17 protein-coding genes are annotated in these 17722 nt (G+C 49.3%); 8 read left to right on the top strand and 9 right to left on the bottom strand.

Features of this window, described 5'->3' with window-relative positions; all coding sequences use genetic code 11:
- Window positions 1-27: 27 nt before the first annotated feature.
- Genes NST43_RS26090 through NST43_RS26070 form a run of 5 tightly spaced genes read right to left on the bottom strand, consistent with a single transcriptional unit; the run spans window position 28 to window position 4420 of the window.
- On the bottom strand, window positions 28-369 hold the full coding sequence (locus NST43_RS26090; RefSeq protein WP_339220248.1) for a multidrug efflux SMR transporter: 342 nt from the start codon (window positions 367-369) through the stop codon (window positions 28-30).
- Window positions 366-1250 carry an HAD-IA family hydrolase gene (locus NST43_RS26085; RefSeq protein WP_339220246.1) on the bottom strand — a complete coding sequence of 295 codons (885 nt, stop codon included), beginning with the start codon at window positions 1248-1250 and terminating at the stop codon, window positions 366-368. Before NST43_RS26085 ends, NST43_RS26090 begins: the two co-directional genes overlap by 4 nt.
- 35 nt (window positions 1251-1285) lie before the next feature.
- Complete coding sequence (locus NST43_RS26080; RefSeq protein ID WP_339225529.1) at window positions 1286-2629, bottom strand: ABC transporter substrate-binding protein; 1344 nt, start codon at window positions 2627-2629, stop codon at window positions 1286-1288.
- Window positions 2630-2663: 34 nt separating this feature from the next.
- Entirely contained in the window at window positions 2664-3506 is an 843-nt protein-coding gene (locus tag NST43_RS26075) for a carbohydrate ABC transporter permease (protein WP_339220245.1), read from the bottom strand.
- A gap of 32 nt (window positions 3507-3538) precedes the next feature.
- Window positions 3539-4420 (bottom strand): sugar ABC transporter permease, encoded by an 882-nt coding sequence (locus tag NST43_RS26070; RefSeq protein ID WP_339220244.1) that lies wholly within the window; start codon window positions 4418-4420, stop codon window positions 3539-3541.
- 223 nt (window positions 4421-4643) lie between these two features.
- Here NST43_RS26070 and NST43_RS26065 point away from each other — a divergent pair, with 223 nt between their 5' ends.
- The 8 genes from NST43_RS26065 (at window position 4644) to NST43_RS26030 (ending at window position 12599) form a co-directional block, all read left to right on the top strand.
- A complete protein-coding gene (locus NST43_RS26065; RefSeq protein WP_339220243.1) occupies window positions 4644-5222 on the top strand; it encodes a transcriptional regulator in 579 nt (192 codons plus the stop codon).
- Entirely contained in the window at window positions 5219-5893 is a 675-nt protein-coding gene (locus NST43_RS26060) for a response regulator transcription factor (protein WP_339220241.1), read from the top strand. The genes NST43_RS26065 and NST43_RS26060 overlap by 4 nt, the downstream gene beginning before the upstream one ends.
- 38 nt (window positions 5894-5931) lie before the next feature.
- A complete protein-coding gene (locus tag NST43_RS26055) occupies window positions 5932-7068 on the top strand; it encodes a HAMP domain-containing sensor histidine kinase (RefSeq protein WP_339220239.1) in 1137 nt (378 codons plus the stop codon).
- A gap of 89 nt (window positions 7069-7157) precedes the next feature.
- The gene (locus NST43_RS26050) at window positions 7158-7832 is read left to right on the top strand and encodes an ABC transporter ATP-binding protein (protein WP_339220237.1); all 675 of its coding nucleotides are present in this window, start codon (window positions 7158-7160) and stop codon (window positions 7830-7832) included.
- Window positions 7829-10255: an ABC transporter permease gene (locus tag NST43_RS26045; protein WP_339220235.1), complete on the top strand. Its 2427-nt coding sequence runs from the start codon at window positions 7829-7831 to the stop codon at window positions 10253-10255. Before NST43_RS26050 ends, NST43_RS26045 begins: the two co-directional genes overlap by 4 nt.
- A 48-nt stretch (window positions 10256-10303) precedes the next feature.
- Window positions 10304-10762, top strand: a complete 459-nt coding sequence (locus tag NST43_RS26040) for a hypothetical protein (protein WP_339220233.1) — start codon at window positions 10304-10306, stop codon at window positions 10760-10762.
- 51 nt (window positions 10763-10813) lie between these two features.
- Window positions 10814-11785 carry an EamA family transporter gene (locus NST43_RS26035; protein ID WP_339220232.1) on the top strand — a complete coding sequence of 324 codons (972 nt, stop codon included), beginning with the start codon at window positions 10814-10816 and terminating at the stop codon, window positions 11783-11785.
- A gap of 28 nt (window positions 11786-11813) precedes the next feature.
- A complete protein-coding gene (locus NST43_RS26030; protein WP_339220230.1) occupies window positions 11814-12599 on the top strand; it encodes a helix-turn-helix transcriptional regulator in 786 nt (261 codons plus the stop codon).
- A gap of 66 nt (window positions 12600-12665) precedes the next feature.
- On the opposite strand, the gene NST43_RS26025 is transcribed toward NST43_RS26030, so the two are convergent.
- The 4 genes from NST43_RS26025 to NST43_RS26010 form a co-directional block, all read right to left on the bottom strand.
- Window positions 12666-15170 carry an FtsX-like permease family protein gene (locus tag NST43_RS26025; RefSeq protein ID WP_339220228.1) on the bottom strand — a complete coding sequence of 835 codons (2505 nt, stop codon included), beginning with the start codon at window positions 15168-15170 and terminating at the stop codon, window positions 12666-12668.
- Complete coding sequence (locus NST43_RS26020; RefSeq protein ID WP_209994100.1) at window positions 15167-15865, bottom strand: ABC transporter ATP-binding protein; 699 nt, start codon at window positions 15863-15865, stop codon at window positions 15167-15169. The genes NST43_RS26025 and NST43_RS26020 overlap by 4 nt, the downstream gene beginning before the upstream one ends.
- A 96-nt stretch (window positions 15866-15961) precedes the next feature.
- The gene (locus tag NST43_RS26015; protein WP_339220226.1) at window positions 15962-16996 is read right to left on the bottom strand and encodes a HAMP domain-containing sensor histidine kinase; all 1035 of its coding nucleotides are present in this window, start codon (window positions 16994-16996) and stop codon (window positions 15962-15964) included.
- Window positions 16993-17679 carry a response regulator transcription factor gene (locus NST43_RS26010; protein WP_209994098.1) on the bottom strand — a complete coding sequence of 229 codons (687 nt, stop codon included), beginning with the start codon at window positions 17677-17679 and terminating at the stop codon, window positions 16993-16995. Before NST43_RS26010 ends, NST43_RS26015 begins: the two co-directional genes overlap by 4 nt.
- Window positions 17680-17722: the final 43 nt, after the last annotated feature.

Raw genomic sequence — 17722 nt, 5'->3', positions numbered from 1 at the left:
CCTCCTTGAAATATTTTATTCGTTAGGCTAATGCCCCTTGGCACTAATGTTCAAGCCAACAATCCCCGCTACAATCACAGTCACCCACAGGAGGGAGGAGCCCGTCAGCCGTTCTTCGAAAAACAATGCCCCCGCCAGAGAAATCAGGAGGATACCTGCCCCGGACCATACGGCATAAGCGACTCCAACTTTGATGGAGGTGAGTGCGACACTCAGTGAGGTGAAGCTGATTCCGTAGAATACGAACATCAGCACAGAGGGCCAGGGCCGTGTGAGGCCATGAGACAGCTTCATGGAGACCGTTCCAGACAGCTCGAAGACAATAGCCAAGGCAAGAAATACCCAGGCCAAGGCCCCTTCGGCCTTCATCGTGCAATCCTTCCTACACCAAGCTCCGCATAAGACGATACTACACAATCTGCATCCGGCAAAAGAGTCCCGGCAGCCTGCGTGTCTGCCGCCGCAGTAACCCGGCTTGCTGCCGCCTGCCCGTTCCCGCCCGCATTTGCGTCCGGTCCTTCCGCCGCAGCTGAAGCCGCCAGCCCGGCGGTGATTCCGCCGGCAATCCCAATGGCTACGGCAGCGCCCGCTGCCTTAGCCATCCGCATATCTCCGTTCGTATCGCCGATGACGGCGGCTTCAGCCGGAGATACCACGAGCCGCTGGCAGGCCAGCAGCGCCATGTCGGGGAAGGGCTTGCCCCGTTCCACCTGATCCGTGCCGATCACGGCGGTGAAATACTGGCGGATGCCCATCCAGCACAAATGATTCTCGGCTGCCGCAGTTTCATCGGCAGTCACTACGGCCATAGGTATGCCCTGGGCTGCGCACGCGTCCAGAAAGGGCACCAGCCCGGGGAGAGAGCGGACCGGACGGCTCTGCTCCAGCATCGCATCCGCTACATTCCGGCAGGAGTCCACCAGTTCAACCGCTTCGGCCCAGGATAGGCCAAGCAGATAACCCTGCCAGGACAGAATGGCATACAGATCGCTCATCGTCCCCATGGCAAGGGGGCCGTTACGGTCATAATCTGTAATCCTCCCCTCAGCATCATGAACCGTTCCCAGCAGGGAGGCCAGATGCTGCGTGGGGAACCTCAGGCCGCGCTGCTCAAGCTGACGGTTGAACTGGGTGAGGAAGCATTCGCCCCAGCTTCCCCAGAGGGAGATGAACTGCAGCAGCGTTCCGTCCTTGTCGAACAGAATGGCGGATACGGGATAGTTCCCTTGCGGAGTGATAAGCTCAGTCATGCTGCATTCCCCTTTACCTTTAACGATTTTTTCGTTTATTTCAGCTTATCCAGTGCCGCCTGAGCAGTCTGCTGCGCTTCCTTCAGCGCCTCGGCTGCCGGGATATTCTCGATCTGTACCTTATCCGCTGCGATGGTCAGGGCATCATTAATTTTGCCGCCGGTCGGGTCCTGGAAGGGGGCCGAGGCGTGAGCTGCCTGCTGCAGGGGAATTTTGATCTGCGGATTGCTCTCACTGAAGGTGACGAATGCCGGATCTTCCAGCGCAGACTGGCGGACGCTAATATATCCGGTGTGGATGGACCAGAACGCGGTATTCTCGGAGCTTGTGAAGTAGGTCAGCCATTTCATCGCTGCCTGCTTCTCGGCATCTCCGGCTTGGGCAGGAATACCGGCCATACTCGCCCCGGCGACAGGTTTGCCTTCGCCGGCTCCGGCCCAGCCCGGTTGCTCCATAGCGGAGACGACGCTGAAATCAAGGTCGCCCTGGTCACCGCTGGAGCCGGTGTATCCGGCCGCCTGGCCTTTCATCACATCGTCAATCGTCTTGTACCAGTACTCCCAGCCTTGCCCGCCGGAGTGGATACGCATGATCTTGTCGTCATGAATCGACTTGCGGAAGAACTCCCAGGTGTCGATCCACTCCGGGGAATCAATCGTGACCTTGGTGCCGTCCTCACTAAGAATACTGCCTCCTTTGCTGAGAGCGGCATCAATCATATTGCCGGGGCCCCACATCGGTTCCCAGCCGTAGAAGGTGGTTTTGCCGCCTTCGGAGACGGTCATCTTTTTCGCGGCCGCAGCGAGGTCTTCCCAGGTCTTAATCTGGCTGGCGTCTATGCCGCTTTTCGCAAAAGCATCCTTACGGTAGTACATCACCTGGGTCGATCCATACATCGGGAGGAAATACTGCTTGCCGTCCACCCGGCCCTGGTTCAGGAAGGTCTGGACGAAATCCTCTTTATTGAAGTCCGGCTGCCCGGCAATCAGCTCATCCATCGGGGCGTAATACCCCTTGCGCGCCCAAGCGATATTGGAGGAGAGGACCACCGCCGGGACCTGCCCGGCAGCAATAGCTGCCTGAAGCTTCTGTTCGGTCTCTGTATAATCCCCCTGCACGATCCCCTTGACAACAACCTCCTGCTGGGAGGCGTTGAATTTCTGAATGAGCGATTCCATATTTTCACCCAGCTTGCCGCCGAGTCCATACCAGAATTCAATCGTGACCGGTGCGCCTCCTGCCGGAGCGGCATTGGCAGCAGGTACGGCTGCGCCGTCCGCTGCTGTAACCTCACCCGAAGCAGCATTCCCGCCGCAAGCGGTGAGTACGGAGAGACCGGCGATCATGGATACTGCGGACAACCTTTTGAATACGTTCATCATCATTCTCCTCTTGGGTATGGAAGTTTAGGTGTTAGCCTTTACTTGAGCCTGCGGTCATGTTGACACTTTGCATTATCGTTTTCTGCGCCAGCAGGAAGACTAGCAGCAGCGGGGCAATCGTGAAGGCGCTGGCGGCCATGATGAGCGGCCATTTCAGTCCGTATGCACCTCCTTCCACGAAGAAGCTGCGCAGACCGGCCGAGACCAGCTGCAGGCTGGGGTCCTTCGTAATGAGCATCGGCCAGAAGTAATTGTTGTACTGGTCAATGAAGGTAATCAGCGCCAGTACGGCGAATGAGGATCTGGTGACGGGCACCAGTACGGTCCATAGAATCCGCATATGCGAGGCACCGTCCACTTCACCGGCCTCCACCAGCTCATGCGAGACCTGGAGGAAGGCCTGCCGGATCAGAAAGATGGCGAAAATACTCACAGAGTTGGAGAGAATCAGGCCCGCATAAGAGTTCAGCAAGTGTAACTCGGAGAGGACCAGGTAGCCGGGCAGATAGACTGCCGTAGCGGGAACCATATAACCGAACAGAATCACTCCGGCAAAAACGCCCTTCAGGCGGAATTTCATATGCGTCAGCGCATAAGCCATCATCCCGGAATTGATGATCTGCAGGATGACAATGGAGCCTGCGACAAAGATACTGTTACCCATATATCTGGCGAACGGAGCCTCGTTCCAAGCTGCGGCGAAGTTCCCCCACAGTGGCACCTCGGGCCAGAGAGTGGGCGGGGAGCGCCAGATTTCATCATTGGTTTTGAGGGCACTCGTAACCATCCAATAGAACGGGAAGGCCATCAGAAGAGCAAGCGCGGCGAAAAAAATCTGGCGGACCAGCCCGCTGATACGTGTGAATATAGGCAAGCGGTGAGACCTCCTTGTGAATAATGAAGCTTCTATTGATAATGAGTAGTCCGCTTGCTGATCCCGAAAGAGAGGACCGACAGCAGCATGCAGATCAAGACCAGGACAACCGCTACAGATGAAGCTTCTCCGATCTGGAAGGATTCAAAGGCGGACTGATAATACAGATACAGCAGCGTACGGGTGGAGCCTGACGGACCGCCTTGGGTCAGCACATTGATCTGATCATAGGCCTGAAGCGCCGAGATCAGTTGAACCACGAACAGGAAGAGGGTGGTTGGCGAGATAAGCGGCAGTGTGATCCGCAGGAACTTTTGCACCGGGCTTGCCCCATCCAGCTCTCCGGCTTCCAGCAGATCGGAGGGCACATTGCGCAGCGCCACCAGATAGAAGATCATTGCCCAGCCGACCGACTTCCAGATCGTGACCAGCAGGACGCCGATTAATGCCCATTTGGGGTCTTGCAGCCAGCCGATCGACTCTAGGCCGAAGACGTTCAGTACAGCATTGGCAAGTCCGGCTTCAGGCTGATAGATCCAGGACCAGACGATAGACACAGCGACGGTCGGCGTCACCCAAGGCGAGAACAGCAGGACCTGATAGAGGGCTGAGCCCTTCAGCTTTCTGTTCATGAGGAGGGCCAGACCCAGCCCGAGCAGGATTACCGGCAGCACACTGCCGAGGCAGAAGAGGACGGTCACCCTCAGCGCCTTGTAAAAAGCCGGGTTACTGAGCAGATCGGTATAATTCTGCAAGCCGACAAAGGTTTTCTCCGGGCTCATGAAATCCCATTCCGTGAAGCTGAGATACAGCACATACAGCAGCGGCGCGAGCCAGAACACGACGAACGGGATCATGGCCGGCAGGGTGAACAGCACGGGCTTCAAGCCGCCGATAAACTTTGAACGTGTCATTTTCGTCCGGATTCCCCATTCCATTCACATTGTTTGATGCGATATAATGCAGAGGACAACACCTCTGTTCAAAAAAAATTGTACACTCAAGAAGCAGACCTATGGTCAAGCGGGAGTAAAGCCCGGTTGGAATTTGTGTAAAATTTGTAGAATGACTGCCTTAAAGCTTCAGTATTGTGTAATGTAGAGGGAACGATTCTATCCGAAAATGAGGTGCCACCTGATGAAGCAGGCCGCATTTGGCGGGGACAACCCGCATCGTTCACCCCGGGAGCAACTGCTCGGCCCGATGATTGATGCCATAGCACAGACCATGGATTTATATGGAGCGAACTATTCCTTCGGACAGCTGTACGGGGTGATGTTCTTTGAGGACAAGCCAATGACGCTGGAGGAAATGAAGCAGGTAATGAATATGAGCAAAAGCAACATGAGCTACGGTGTCCGCTCCCTAATCGCCTCCCGGATGGTAACGAAGCTGCCGGAGAAGCGTGAGCGGAAGGAGCTGTACGCAGCGGAGACGGACTTCTTCGAGGCCTTCCGGAACTTCTTCACCCTGAAGCTTCAGCGGGAGATCGATGTGATGCAGGAAGCCATGGGAGCCGCGGTCCCCGACCTCCAGGCACTGGCCCATGCAGCAGACACACCCGAAGAGGAGCGGCAGTCCTGCCTCAGAGATCTGGAGAAGCTGAGACATGCAGCTGAATATTACGTCTGGCTGCAGCGCTTCGTGTCAGGACTTGCGGAAGGGGAGATCTTCGGCGGGGAATTGCCGGGGGGAGGGGCGGAATATAAGCTATGACCAATCAAATTTTGATCGTTGATGATGAGGCGGATATTATTAAGCTGCTGCAAGATTATTTTGAGATCAATGGTTATCAGGTCTTAACCGCACGAAGTGGAACCGAGGCTTTGCAAAAGGTAGCGTATAGTCCAGACATTATTTTATTGGATATTAATATGCCGGAGATTAATGGTCTTGAAGTGTGCGCCCGCATACGGGATTATGTATCCTGCCCTATTATATTCTTAACCGCCAAAATAGAAGAAATTGATAAAATCAATGGCCTTCGCGCCGGTGGTGACGATTATATTGTGAAGCCCTTCAGCATTGACGAGCTTGGAGCGAGGGTGGAGGCACATCTGCGCCGTGAACAGAGACAATCCATTAAGACACAAACCAAATTTTCAGAGGATTTAGTAATAGACTATTCTTCCAGAATGGTTTACTGCAAAGGATGTCCAATAACTTTTGCCAAGAAAGAATTTGGGATCATTGAATTATTATCCATGAACAGCGGTCAAGTATTTGATAAGGAACATATTTTTGAAAGGGTCTGGGGCCTGGAGCATGAGGGAGACAGCGCCGTTGTTGCAGAGCATATCAGAAGAATCCGGGTTAAGTTTACTGAGATTAGTGATCATGTATACATTTCAACAGTATGGGGTGTGGGCTATAAATGGGTAGGTTAACAAAAGGTTTTCGTAACTTATCCATCAGGGTGACATTTATGATCTATATGCTTATATTTGTACTTATTGCCGGACTCCTTAGTGTGATTACCATTACTGGGGTAGGCCAGATACGTAATAATATGTTTCTGAAGTATAATGCGTCTTACACCTCAGCGGATATCGAGAACCCGGCAATTATCTACAATATGAAGGACTTCAATACAGACTATTCGTATAAAGATCAACAAATTATTAAGTTATGCAGTTTTCTGGACTCCTGGTCCATTTTGATATTTTTTGGGCTGGCTACCTTGTCGGCCTCCTGGTTGTTTTACCATAATAAACTCAAACAACCGATTGGGACTTTACGCGAGGCTTCTCAAAAAATATCCGGCAACGACTTGAACTTTCGTATTCCGCAAGCTAGTGAAGATGAGATGGGACAGCTATGCGGGTCTTTTGAGCGAATGAGAGCCGCGCTGGAGGATAATAACCGTCAGATGTGGCGATCCATAGAGGATAGAAAACAGTTAAATGCAGCTTTTTCACATGATTTGCGGACACCGCTGACAGTACTGCGGGGTTACGCGGATTTTTTAAATAAATATCTGCCAGAAGATAAAATAAGCGAAGAGAAGCTGCTGGATACGATATCAACTATGAGCGCACATATATTACGGCTGGAGAACTATGTGCAAATTATGGGCGAGGCCCAAAAACTCGAAGATATCTCGGTAGCATGGACCAAAGTAGAGGTTTCCGTTTTTTTGGAACAACTAAGCAGTTTAGCTGAATTTCTGGCACGGGAACAGTCACTGGAATTTTCATTTGAAAATCATATATCTGAACCATCTTTGTATATGGATACAGGAATGGTTACCAGGATATACGAAAACTTAATTGCCAATTCCCTTCGTTATGCGAGTCAGACGATTTCTGTACGATTTGAAATGGATAAGGGATTCTTTTCGATTACAGTCAGTGATGATGGCAAAGGGTTCTCCAGCCAGGATCTGAAGCTCGCTACCACTCCGTTCTATACTAGCAGGACGGAAGCTGAGGAGAGCCATTACGGCATGGGGTTGAATATTTGCAAGGTACTGGCTGAGAAGCTGGGGGGCGGTATTCAGCTAACAAACCATAAGTCAGGCGGCGCCTGTGTGAAAGTATGGATAATGCTGCATCAAAGTTGATAAAAAATAGATATTTATTGGATATCCTTTCCTAGAGAACAACCTGGGGGAGGATATTTTTGTATCCATATATAAAGGGAGGCGCCGATATGATTCTGCAAGGGAAGAAATTGTGCAAATATTATGGCACTGGAGAGAGTCAAGTGAAGGCCATTCATGATGTGGATTTCGCTGTGGCAAAAGGGGAGTTTATTTCTATTGTCGGGCAGTCGGGTGCAGGGAAAAGTACATTAATGCACATCATTGGCGGCTTGGATGCACCTACAAGCGGGGAGGTCATCATCAATGGGACTTCCATTTATACAATGCCAATGAGTCCATTAGCCATATTTCGCCGCCGCCAGATCGGATTTGTGTTTCAGGCTTTTAATTTGGTACCCTCACTTAATGTGTGGGAGAATATCATTTTACCCATCGGGCTGGATGGAAAGAAGGCAGAGGTTAGCTATATTGAAGATATATTAAATACTTTGGGGATCTATGAAAAACGGACCAGTCTGCCCACAGTATTGTCTGGCGGGCAGCAGCAAAGGGTAGCAATCGCACGCGCTTTGGCAGCCAGACCGGCTATTGTGCTCGCAGATGAACCCACAGGAAATCTCGATAGCCGTTCTAGCAATAACGTTTTGGATTTGCTGCGTTTATCCGTAGAGAAATATAATCAGACTTTGATTGTTGTAACGCATAATGACGAAGTGGCTAAGCTTGCAGACCGGACGGTTCGGGTAGTAGACGGTTCCATTGCAGCAGAGGTAGAACAATGAAAAATAGGATTTCGGTTCACCAGGTATCTCTAAAAAATTTACGTCATCACAAAAGCAGGACAGTATTGACTGTAGGTACAGTTGCTTTAGCCGTAGCCTTGATTTTTGTAGTGCTGACTTATTTCTATTCCAATGACCAGCGGAGTAAACGGGAAGCGATTAATGAGCTAGGTGCCTATCATGTGCAGTATGAGCATTTGTTGCCGGAGCAGCAACAAGCTATCGAGAATAATCCGAAGATAAAAAAGCACTATGTTTCCTATATCAGTAAAAATGTTAAATCGGACACGTTTGAAAAATTGAATATTAATATGGCTATAAGTTATATAGAGGGAATTAATGAAGGACTGATTCAATTAAGGGAAGGGAGAGCCCCGGTAACGGACGACGAAATGGTACTGGATAAGTGGGTCATAGAGGAAATGGGCTTTCCCTCCAAGCTGGGAGAAGTAATACCCTTAGATTTACAAATTAAGAGAGCAGGGAAAATGGAACATATAACAAAAAGTTTTAAGCTGGTGGGCATTGTTGATGATATCGCCGTACGTAAAACGGTTAGAGCTGGTCTGATGTTTATTTCTCAAAGTCTTTCCAGGCAATATTGTCCTAACCCGGATATTGTTATATTTGCTCTTTTAAATTCGGACTTCAATGCCACATCTACGGCACATAGAATTGGTGAGGGAGCTAAGCTAAGAGAAGATCAGATCCAAATCAATGAGCGTTATAGCGGCGCATATGAGCAGAATCCTGTATCTATCTTGAAAGCAGCCGTTGTCGTATTTGTAATTGTTATTAGTGCAGCCATGGTTATTTATAATATTTTCAATATATATCTATCCGAGCAGATCCGTTTATTTGGCATGATGAAAGCGATAGGAATGACTCCTAAGCAGCTAAGCAGCATGATCCTGACAGAAGGGCTTATTATTTCACTGGCGGGCAGCTCCATGGGTCTTCTGTTGGGGGGAGGGGGAAGCACGGCATTCATTCCCTTCTTAGGAAATACGGCTAGTGGAAACTCCGCATTATATGTTGAATTGTCCCCTTATATTGCTTGTGCTGTTTTTGTTATGGGTCTGATTCTCGTTATGCTATCTGTTTATATGCCTGCTAGAAAAGTAGGAAGCCTTACAGAGATTGCAGCGATTCGTTATAATCCGGCTGAACCCCTGGGAAAGAGAAGCCTCGACACCAAGAGCAAATTGAAAAATTCAATTAGCGGTTTTTCCCTGGTGTCGGCACAGCTTATTCGATATCGTAAACGTACCTGGGTGACTGTAATATCCATTACGCTGACGGGTTTTATTTTTGTGGTCACAGGGAGTATCTTCAGTAGTATGAATATTGATAATATGGCTGGAAGTATGGTGCCTGGAGACTATAAACTAAGTGCTGCTAACCTTGACTCTGACGAACAACTCGATTTGTTAAACGAGAAAATCCTTAAACAAGTTAGTGATATTCCAGGTATTGAAAAAATAATGACAGAAATGTATGCTGTCTCGACTTATAACAAGCAGGATGCAAACCTTCATCTCAAGGACTTGGCGAGTATGAAAAACCCGGAAATTCGAACGGATATTTATGCTTACGATGATGCCTTAATGAAAATTACACTCAAGAGGCTAGGGAAAGATGATTCTATGCTTACAGAACTGAGAAATGGTGATAATCTCATTGCGGTCGCGGAAGATGGAGGGTACCAAGTGGGAGATAAAATACGATTGGCAAAGTATGGCGAAGGACAGAAAGAACGTGTATTCACTATTGTTGGTGTATTGCCCAACTATGTTACGTATAAAGGTAATTCTTCAGATGGAGGAGTTCTTATTGCTCATCAGGACCTGTTTAAACGATTGGATCTGGATCAGCGTATCAAGCAGGTTAGCGTTCAAGTTAATGAAGGACAACAAGGGGAAGTGGAACGGAATTTAAAAGGCATTGCAACTGCTGATCGAAGAATAACATTCACTTCGTTCCAGGAGACCTATCAGGAGTTCAATGGAATGAAGAAAGTACTCCAGTTGGCGGCTAATAGCCTTACTTCAGCATTGCTGATTATCAGTATATTTAACTTAATTAATTCTAATTTAACCAGTATGTATGCTAGGAAGCGGGAAATTAGTTTAGTTGAAGCCATTGGCATGTCACGGAGTCAACTAACCATGCAGCTAGGCGGTGAAGGTTTCATTGTCATTCTGTTCAGCTTGTTAATCACCTTTTCATTGGGTATACCTGCCGGATACTTTGGCGTGGGAATGTTCAAGCAATCAGCGAGCTATGTTCAGTATCAATTGCCAATGGCAGCCATGCTGACCCTAGTATGCGCCTATTTTACAGTTCAAGTAGGGACTACCTTCTATATGCAGTGGCGCCTAAGCAAGGAGAGCCTGATGGAACGAATCCGGTTTAGTGAATGAGCGAGGGACAGCAAATAGCTGAATATTATCTTTGAGGGGGCAATAATAGTGTTTCAATCTAAAGTGCATTTTACAAAACCGGTCTACACTATATTAATGTTGGTAATGGTCATTGCATTATCGATAACAGCATGTGGAAGTAAAAAGGGGGATGGGATTTCTCCTGAGTATCATGGCGTAAAGTACACAGGACAAGGTACTTTGGAAACAAAAGTTAATGTGGTTATTTACAATGAAGATGAGGTTTTGTTTCTACAGACCGTTAAAATTGTAGATGATAATCCTACTGTTTGGAAAGCACTGCAGGCCATTTCAGACCATGCTGAACAGGGAATGCTAATTGAAAAGGATCAGAAAGGACAAATAGTTAAGGTGGATAAGATAGAGAATAATCAAACAAACCAATGGAAGCTGTTTATAAATAACATCATTGAAGATGGAGATATAACGAATATAGGAATTGATGAGGAGCAGCCGCTTACATTGAGATACACAGCAGATTCGTAGAATATTTAGAGTATAATGAGATTTTAGAACAGAAGAGAAGGAGGATGCTGCATGAAGCAGAAATCGAAAGTCAATTCGGTATACGCAGTAGGGACTGCGCTATTATTTGTTTACTTATTTTGGGGAGGTACCTATGTCGGCATGAAGATTGCCATCGAGACGATGCCGCCTTTTCTGATGGCGGGTGTCCGCTTTTTTGCGGCAGGAGTCGTTCTTTATATCATAGCCAGATTAAGCGGAGCGAAGCGTCCGGTAACGCGTGAATGGCGCGCCTCCGCAATTGTTGGCGCCTTGCTGCTGCTCGGGGGTAACGGGGTTGTGGCCTGGTCAGAGCAAAGAGTCTCTTCCTCCATCGCTTCGCTTATCGTGGCAGCCGTTCCCGTCTGGATGATGCTGATGGGCTGGCTTGGACGCGGCGGCAAACGGCCGAATACCGGAGTCATCGCCGGAATTGTACTTGGACTGCTCGGCATCGCTGTACTGGTCTTCCAGCCGGGCAAGGGGGAGACGGGCACCGCTACCGATCTGATCGGAATTATTACCGTGCTGGCAGCTTCCATCAGCTGGGCCGTAGGGTCCATGTATTCCCGAAGCGCGACCATGCCGGGTTCACCCTTGATGGCGACAGCGGCGCAGATGCTAACGGGAGGCGCGCTGCTGGTGATATTCTCTTATTTTACCGGCGACTGGTCCACACTTAATATGTCCGGCATTTCTATGCGATCGTACCTGGCTCTGGCCTATCTGATCACCTTCGGCTCCATTGTCGGCTATACAGCCTATATCTGGCTGCTTAAGAATGCTGACGCTACCCTCGTCTCCACCTATGCCTTCGTTAATCCGGTAGTCGCTGTGTTGCTTGGCTGGCTACTGGTTGGAGAACAGCTTACCTTGAACACCCTGATCGCTGCCGTGATCATTATCGGGGCTGTGGTTCTGGTGACTATTTTCCGTAGTAAGCCACAGCCGGCGGCTACTCAAGCAGCGCTTGATATACAACCGCAGCAGCAGTCGCTACACTGAGAGCATCTTAGCAGAAGGAGTGGTAAGTATGTTTGATATGTTAAAGGTGGGCCGGAATATCGTTAGATTAAGAGGTCTGGCCGGTCTGACTCAAATGGGGCTTGCGGACAAGCTGGGCATCAGTTATCAGGCGGTGAGCAATTGGGAGAGAGGCAACAGTATGCCGGATATCTCCAAGCTTCCGCAGCTGGCAGAAATCTTTGGTGTGGGGATCGATGAGATCCTCGGGGAAGAACAAGGGAAGGGCTCCCGCATAATCGAGAGCGTACTGGGGCATGGCGGCACAGATTATTTTCAACGGGGGGAAGGAACGGCTCGAGAGCTTTCGGACCTTGCGCCAATCCTTCATAACGAGCAGATTGGTGAAGCATTTGAGCATGTGAAGGAGGCGGTGGCTATAGAGGATCTGCTGGCATTGGCACCATTCTTAAGCGAAGAGACTCTCGATTCATGCGCCAAGCAGGTGTTTGAAAGGGAAGGGATGGAGCCCTTGCTGAAGCTGGCCCCGTTTGTCAGTGATGAAGCATTGGACGAGCTGGCCAAGCTCGTATATGCCGCAGAAGGTCTGAAGGCACTGGTGGAATTCGCTCCATTTATAAGTGATGAGATGCTGGATGAACTTGCAGAGACTGTCTTGATGCAGGAAGGTTCGGCGGCACTGGTAGACCTCGCTCCATTTATAAGCGACGAACAACTGGACCAACTTGCTGTAGCTATTTCTACAAAAGAAGGCGTTAAAGCGCTCCTGCCCCTCGCCCCGTTCCTCAGTGAGGAAATTCTGGATAGCCTTGCTGTGCAAGCCTTCAACAAATAACGGCCTTATCCTATACCCATCAACAGCCGTTACTCTTTCAGAGCATCCGGCTGTTTCAGCATGCCTTTATTCCATTTCACGGAGCCTTTCGACGATCGGGCTGCGGGCGAGCGGCTTATAGGCGCTTAAAGTGATGAGATAAGAGAGGATTGCCAGGATCGGGATGATCAGAATAAACGGCAGCCACATCATCCGGAATTCCATGTAGGCCATCCCTGCGGCAATACCCCTGGCGGTGCAGTAAGTCAGCAGCACACCTATAGTAGAGGTAAGCAGCGCAGTGAGAAGCACGGTGTACATGCCTTCGTAGACGAGCATACGTTTGAGCTGCTGTTTGGTCATTCCAATGCTCTCTAGAACGGCAAATTCATGCCTGCGGGCGATCACTCCGGTCAGGACAGAATTAATGTAATTAAGCAGACCAATAAGTGCAATTACGAGACTCAGTCCATACCCTATAATCTGAAAAATACGGATATTATCGCTTAACTCCTTCCTGTAATCTTCTCTTGATTTCAGTTGCAGAGCATCCAGCGGGCGGATAGCCTCCCTGATCTGCTGCCCCGTTTCATCAAGCTTGCCGGGGGCTGCATTCAGAGTAAGCGAGAGGATGTCTGCCGGAGTCCCGCTCTCCAAAGTGGCTTGCCGGAGTTCGGCTGCAGGCAAAAAGGCATTGTAGCCGTTACCGAAATACGTTTGACTGGTTGCTGCATAGAAAGCATTATATTTCAGCACGGCCATCACTTCGTATCTCCTCTTTAATCCGGAATAGCTGATAGTATCCCCGGGATGATAGTAGCTTGTATAAGCACCTGGCCCTGTAAGAGTCTCCGCCACCAGTATGTAATCTCCGGAATCGAATTGTTCCCTGTTAAAGTGACCTTCAAGTATATCCTGATCTGCGAGATCGTACCAGCCGGAATCAAGCCCGTAGAGCTGGGTATGAACTTTGGCGGGAAGGGCAGAAGGAGTGGCTGAAGACTCGGCTGAAGCACGGACGGAATCATCCGGAGGATAAGAGAAGAGGGTATAATATACTTTATCGATACTTTCCACACCGTCCAGATGCTTCAGCTTCGCACACAGTTCCTCGGATAGCTCGGTTTCATTGACTGAGCGTTCCCCCTCCTGCTGGATAATTCCCTTGTTGTGAATCATATAATCTCCATGAATATATGCACTGAGATATTTATTGACATCCATGGAGGAGATCACCGTAAATATCGTATTAAATAGCAGAATGCTTAAGAAGAGCGAGGATAACATCAGGCTCAGCTTCTTCTTGCTCCGGAACAGGTTGGAGAACGACATCCGGTATAGTCTGGCTCCATGCTTGGATGGCTTGAAGGTTCTTTTTCCGCTATTCTGAACGCCTGAGAATTTAACGGCTTCCACCGGAGCGATGTCCGCTGCCAGCCGGCCTGGCTTATGCGCTGCGATCCACACGGTCAGGAAGGAGAAGAGGGCTGCCCCTGCAAATATCCATGGACTGGATGATAGAGAATTTCCTTTAACCTCCCCTGATAGCGAAGTAGTCAGAGGTGTAACCCATCTGCCGGTCATATAGCCGGAGCCAAGGCCGAACGGCAGGGCAATAAGGTACAGCAGCCTGGCTTGAATAGCGATGATTCTCCTCAGTTGTCTCGGGGTGGTGCCAATCATTTTCAGCAGGCCGTAGAACTTCACATCCCGGATCACTGAAATATAAAAAATATTGTAAATAAGCAAGTAGCCGCTAAGCATAATGATAAAGATAACTGCGGCATATGGAAGGATATTCTCAACATTGTCCGCCAAAGATACGCTGGAGTATGCCCAATTGATCCCGATGGGAGCCGTAATCCTCGTATCAGCCAGAATCCTGTTCAGTTTTTTCTCAATATGAAATGAATTGTTGAACATGACACTCAGTTCTGAGGTGTTTACGTAGGATCCGCTTTCCTTCGATTGTACGGGATCAATGTCTGAGAGGTTTTTATCGGTAAAGGCCTTGGACACAAAAGCCAACCCTGCCATCGCCAATTGCTTGTCCGCTTCATAATAGCCCGACAAGGTGAATTTCCGGTTAATGATCCGTTCTCCGGTATCGATCTGCAACGTGATTTCCTTCCCTAGCTCCGGCTGCACCCCTAGCTTGCCCAGAACCCAGGTATTCAGGACAACCTCATTCTCTCCGGCAGGCAATCCCCCTTCAACGAATTCTATGAAGCCGTGATCAGCGTAATTCTGGTCAACCTGCAGCACCTCAACCCGGTCCTGGTCGAATGCTTTATTATGCAATATGCCGGAATGAAGGGAGAGGGCGGATTGTTTAATGGAAGGGTGCTTCAGCAGCGTCTCCACTTGTTCCGGGCTAAGATATTTAAACCCTCCGTGAAAGTCACTTCCGACTGTCTTCATCTGTGCGTATTGCATGGATTGGTTAATGCTCAGAGCCATGGTGAAAATGGAGGTGATGAGCAGTGTAGTCAGTATAATGGCGCAGATGGCAGCCAGATTCCGCAGCCTGTTGGCTCTCAGGCTAGCCATCGCCAGATTTAATATGGTCTTCCGGTTGTTCGTCGCGATCATAACCGGCTCTCCCCGGGGGCCTGCGTCGATCCCGAGGCAAGCCTGCCGTCCTCAATGCGGATGATCCGGTCCGCCATCTGTGCAATGCTCTCGTTGTGTGTGATCATCACAATGGTCTGGTCGAATTTGGCACTGAGCTGTTTCAGCAGGATAAGTACCTCCTGGCTGGTCCTGCTGTCCAGATTGCCGGTGGGCTCATCGGCCAGAATAATGGAAGGTTTGGTAGCAAGTGCTCTTGCGATAGCTACACGCTGCTGCTGGCCTCCGGAGAGCGCAGAAGGCAGGTTACCAACTTTCTCCTGAAGCCCCAGACTTGAGATAATCAGGTTCAGATATTCCTGGTCAATCTGGCCTCCGTCAAGCTCAATGGGCAGGACGATATTTGCCAGCACACTCAGGATCGGCACCAGGTTATAACTCTGGAAGACAAATCCTACAGAACGGCGTCTGAAGATGGTCAGCTTCTCATCACTCATCTGAAAAATATCATGCCCGTTGACATAAACCTTGCCCTCTGTAGCCCGGTCCAGACCGCCGAGCATGTGAAGCAGCGTGCTTTTTCCGCTGCCGCTCGTGCCTACGATTGCCACGAACTCCCCTTTTTCTACATTTATAGACACGTCGTCCAGGGCCTTGACCGTATGCTCTCCTTTTCCATAATATTTCTTGAGATTCTCTATTCGTAGAATAGACATGTTATCTTCCTCCTGTGCGTATGTTCGTATCCACATCTACAAGGTATCAGACAAATCTAACAGGGGAGTGTCTGAAATCTGACGGAATGGACATATTCAGAATAGCGGCAGGAAGATCGAGAACACAGTGCCTTGTCCGGGCACAGAAGCAGCTTTCATATGTCCGCCTTGAGCGGTGATGATCTCCCGGGCCAGGAAGAGCCCAATTCCCACACCTTCTGCATCGCGCACATTCTTTCCCCGGTAGAACCTCCTGAAGATTTGGGGCAGCTCTTCCTGGGAGATTCCACAGCCGGTATCTGCGATATCCAGGCGTATAAACATCTCATTCGCTTCCGCAGTGATATGGATGCTGCCCCCTGGTTCTGAATATTTCACAGCATTCTCCAGCAGATTGGATAACACTTCGGTTGTCCATTTGGGGTCGTAGCACGCTGTGATGTGAGGTTCACAGTTTATACTGATAGTGATGCGGCTGTTCTCTGCCTGGATGAGGATCTGGGAGACTGCTTCAGAAACCGCACGGATCACAGGACAAGGCTCCATGCGCAAAGAGATCATGCCTGTCTCCAGCCTGGACAGTTTGATCAGGGATTGGATCAGCCAGTCGAGTTTTTCCGACTGTTTTTTAACTTGTACAGCAAGCTGAAGCGTATGTTCATCATTCACCAGACTTTCCTCAAGCAACTGGCTGTAGATCATAATATTGGATAAGGGCGTTTTGGTCTGGTGGGAGATGTCGGAGATCAGTTCTTTAATTTTGTTCTTTTCCGTTTCCAGATTCTGTCCGTTCACTCTTGCAATCTCTATGTACCGCATTAATTTATGTTCTATGGAGGAGAGAAGGGTTTCTTCATAATTATAGGTGGGCTCACGCCCGTGAGTAGCATTGTCTACCAATGTCTCTACCTTTCCCATGAAAGAAGTGACCATATTCCTGAGCGACCGGTACCAGGCAACTCCAAGGATTAGCATGCAGATCATGAATAGAAGAGAGAATCCAAGCAGCGATGAACCGGTGATCTCCAGCAATATAATACAAGTCACATATACCAGAACCAGAATGGTAAAAGCAGCAGCGAATGCCACATTCACCAATTGGTTATGCGGAAGCCGTTCTTGTCTCTTCATAGAACAGGACCTTCTGTCCATGTATACCCTAAACCATATACAGTTTTGATATATTGAGGCGAAGAGGGTTCTTCTTCGATCTTGGCCCGCAATCTTTTGATGGCTACCGTTAGTGCATTCTCATCCACGAATACCGCCTCCTGGCTCCACGTTCTGTCGATCAGCTGCTCACGGGTCAGAATGTTTCCCCTATTCGTTACCAGTATGCGCAGCAGTTTCTGTTCGGATTTGCTCAGCAGCAGCGGTCGGCCGTTCTTGAAGTACTCCATTTTGCCAAAATCAAATTCAAGCAGGCCTACAACGATCCTCTCATGGGTAAGCGCATCACTCCTTCTCAGGACGGCCATTACCCTGGCCCGCAGAATCATCAGACTGAACGGTTTGGTAATATAATCATCAGCCCCCAGAGCAAACCCCGTTACAATATCCGGTTCCATGTCGTTGGCCGTCAGGAAGATAATCGGTACCTGCGAGGTTCCGCGGATTCTTTCGCAGTAATCCAGTCCGCTTCCGTCCGGAAGGTTCACATCCAGCAGAATGAGATCAATTTGGGTGGAGGAGATAATCTGATCAGCCATTGCCAGTGAATAGGCTTGTTCTATATGCAATTCATTATGGGCCAGTGACAGGGCTATCCCCTTGTTCAAGCTTTGATCATCTTCAACGATGAGTAGTGTCTTCATGGGCATGACTCCTTTAGTAATCAGGTATTCTCCCAATATTATG

This window comes from Paenibacillus sp. FSL H8-0332, from assembly GCF_037963835.1.
Lineage (GTDB): Bacteria > Bacillota > Bacilli > Paenibacillales > Paenibacillaceae > Paenibacillus_AQ > Paenibacillus_AQ rhizoplanae.
The sequence above is the reverse complement of the archived record's forward strand: the minus strand, read 5'-3'. Positions and strand labels throughout refer to the sequence as shown.

Bases quoted from the DNA above. Each gene is read 5' to 3' on its own strand.
- NST43_RS26090 (WP_339220248.1), bottom strand. From the start codon at position 369: ATGAAGGCCGAAGGGGCCTTGGCCTGGGTATTTCTTGCCTTGGCTATT.
- NST43_RS26085 (WP_339220246.1), bottom strand. From the start codon at position 1,250: ATGACTGAGCTTATCACTCCGCAAGGGAACTATCCCGTATCCGCCATT.
- NST43_RS26080 (WP_339225529.1), bottom strand. From the start codon at position 2,629: ATGAACGTATTCAAAAGGTTGTCCGCAGTATCCATGATCGCCGGTCTC.
- NST43_RS26070 (WP_339220244.1), bottom strand. From the start codon at position 4,420: ATGACACGTTCAAAGTTTATCGGCGGCTTGAAGCCCGTGCTGTTCACC.
- NST43_RS26065 (WP_339220243.1), top strand. From the start codon at position 4,644: ATGAAGCAGGCCGCATTTGGCGGGGACAACCCGCATCGTTCACCCCGG.
- NST43_RS26060 (WP_339220241.1), top strand. From the start codon at position 5,219: ATGACCAATCAAATTTTGATCGTTGATGATGAGGCGGATATTATTAAG.
- NST43_RS26055 (WP_339220239.1), top strand. From the start codon at position 5,932: ATGATCTATATGCTTATATTTGTACTTATTGCCGGACTCCTTAGTGTG.
- NST43_RS26050 (WP_339220237.1), top strand. From the start codon at position 7,158: ATGATTCTGCAAGGGAAGAAATTGTGCAAATATTATGGCACTGGAGAG.
- NST43_RS26045 (WP_339220235.1), top strand. From the start codon at position 7,829: ATGAAAAATAGGATTTCGGTTCACCAGGTATCTCTAAAAAATTTACGT.
- NST43_RS26035 (WP_339220232.1), top strand. From the start codon at position 10,814: ATGAAGCAGAAATCGAAAGTCAATTCGGTATACGCAGTAGGGACTGCG.
- NST43_RS26030 (WP_339220230.1), top strand. From the start codon at position 11,814: ATGTTTGATATGTTAAAGGTGGGCCGGAATATCGTTAGATTAAGAGGT.
- NST43_RS26025 (WP_339220228.1), bottom strand. From the start codon at position 15,170: ATGATCGCGACGAACAACCGGAAGACCATATTAAATCTGGCGATGGCT.
- NST43_RS26020 (WP_209994100.1), bottom strand. From the start codon at position 15,865: ATGTCTATTCTACGAATAGAGAATCTCAAGAAATATTATGGAAAAGGA.
- NST43_RS26015 (WP_339220226.1), bottom strand. From the start codon at position 16,996: ATGAAGAGACAAGAACGGCTTCCGCATAACCAATTGGTGAATGTGGCA.
- NST43_RS26010 (WP_209994098.1), bottom strand. From the start codon at position 17,679: ATGAAGACACTACTCATCGTTGAAGATGATCAAAGCTTGAACAAGGGG.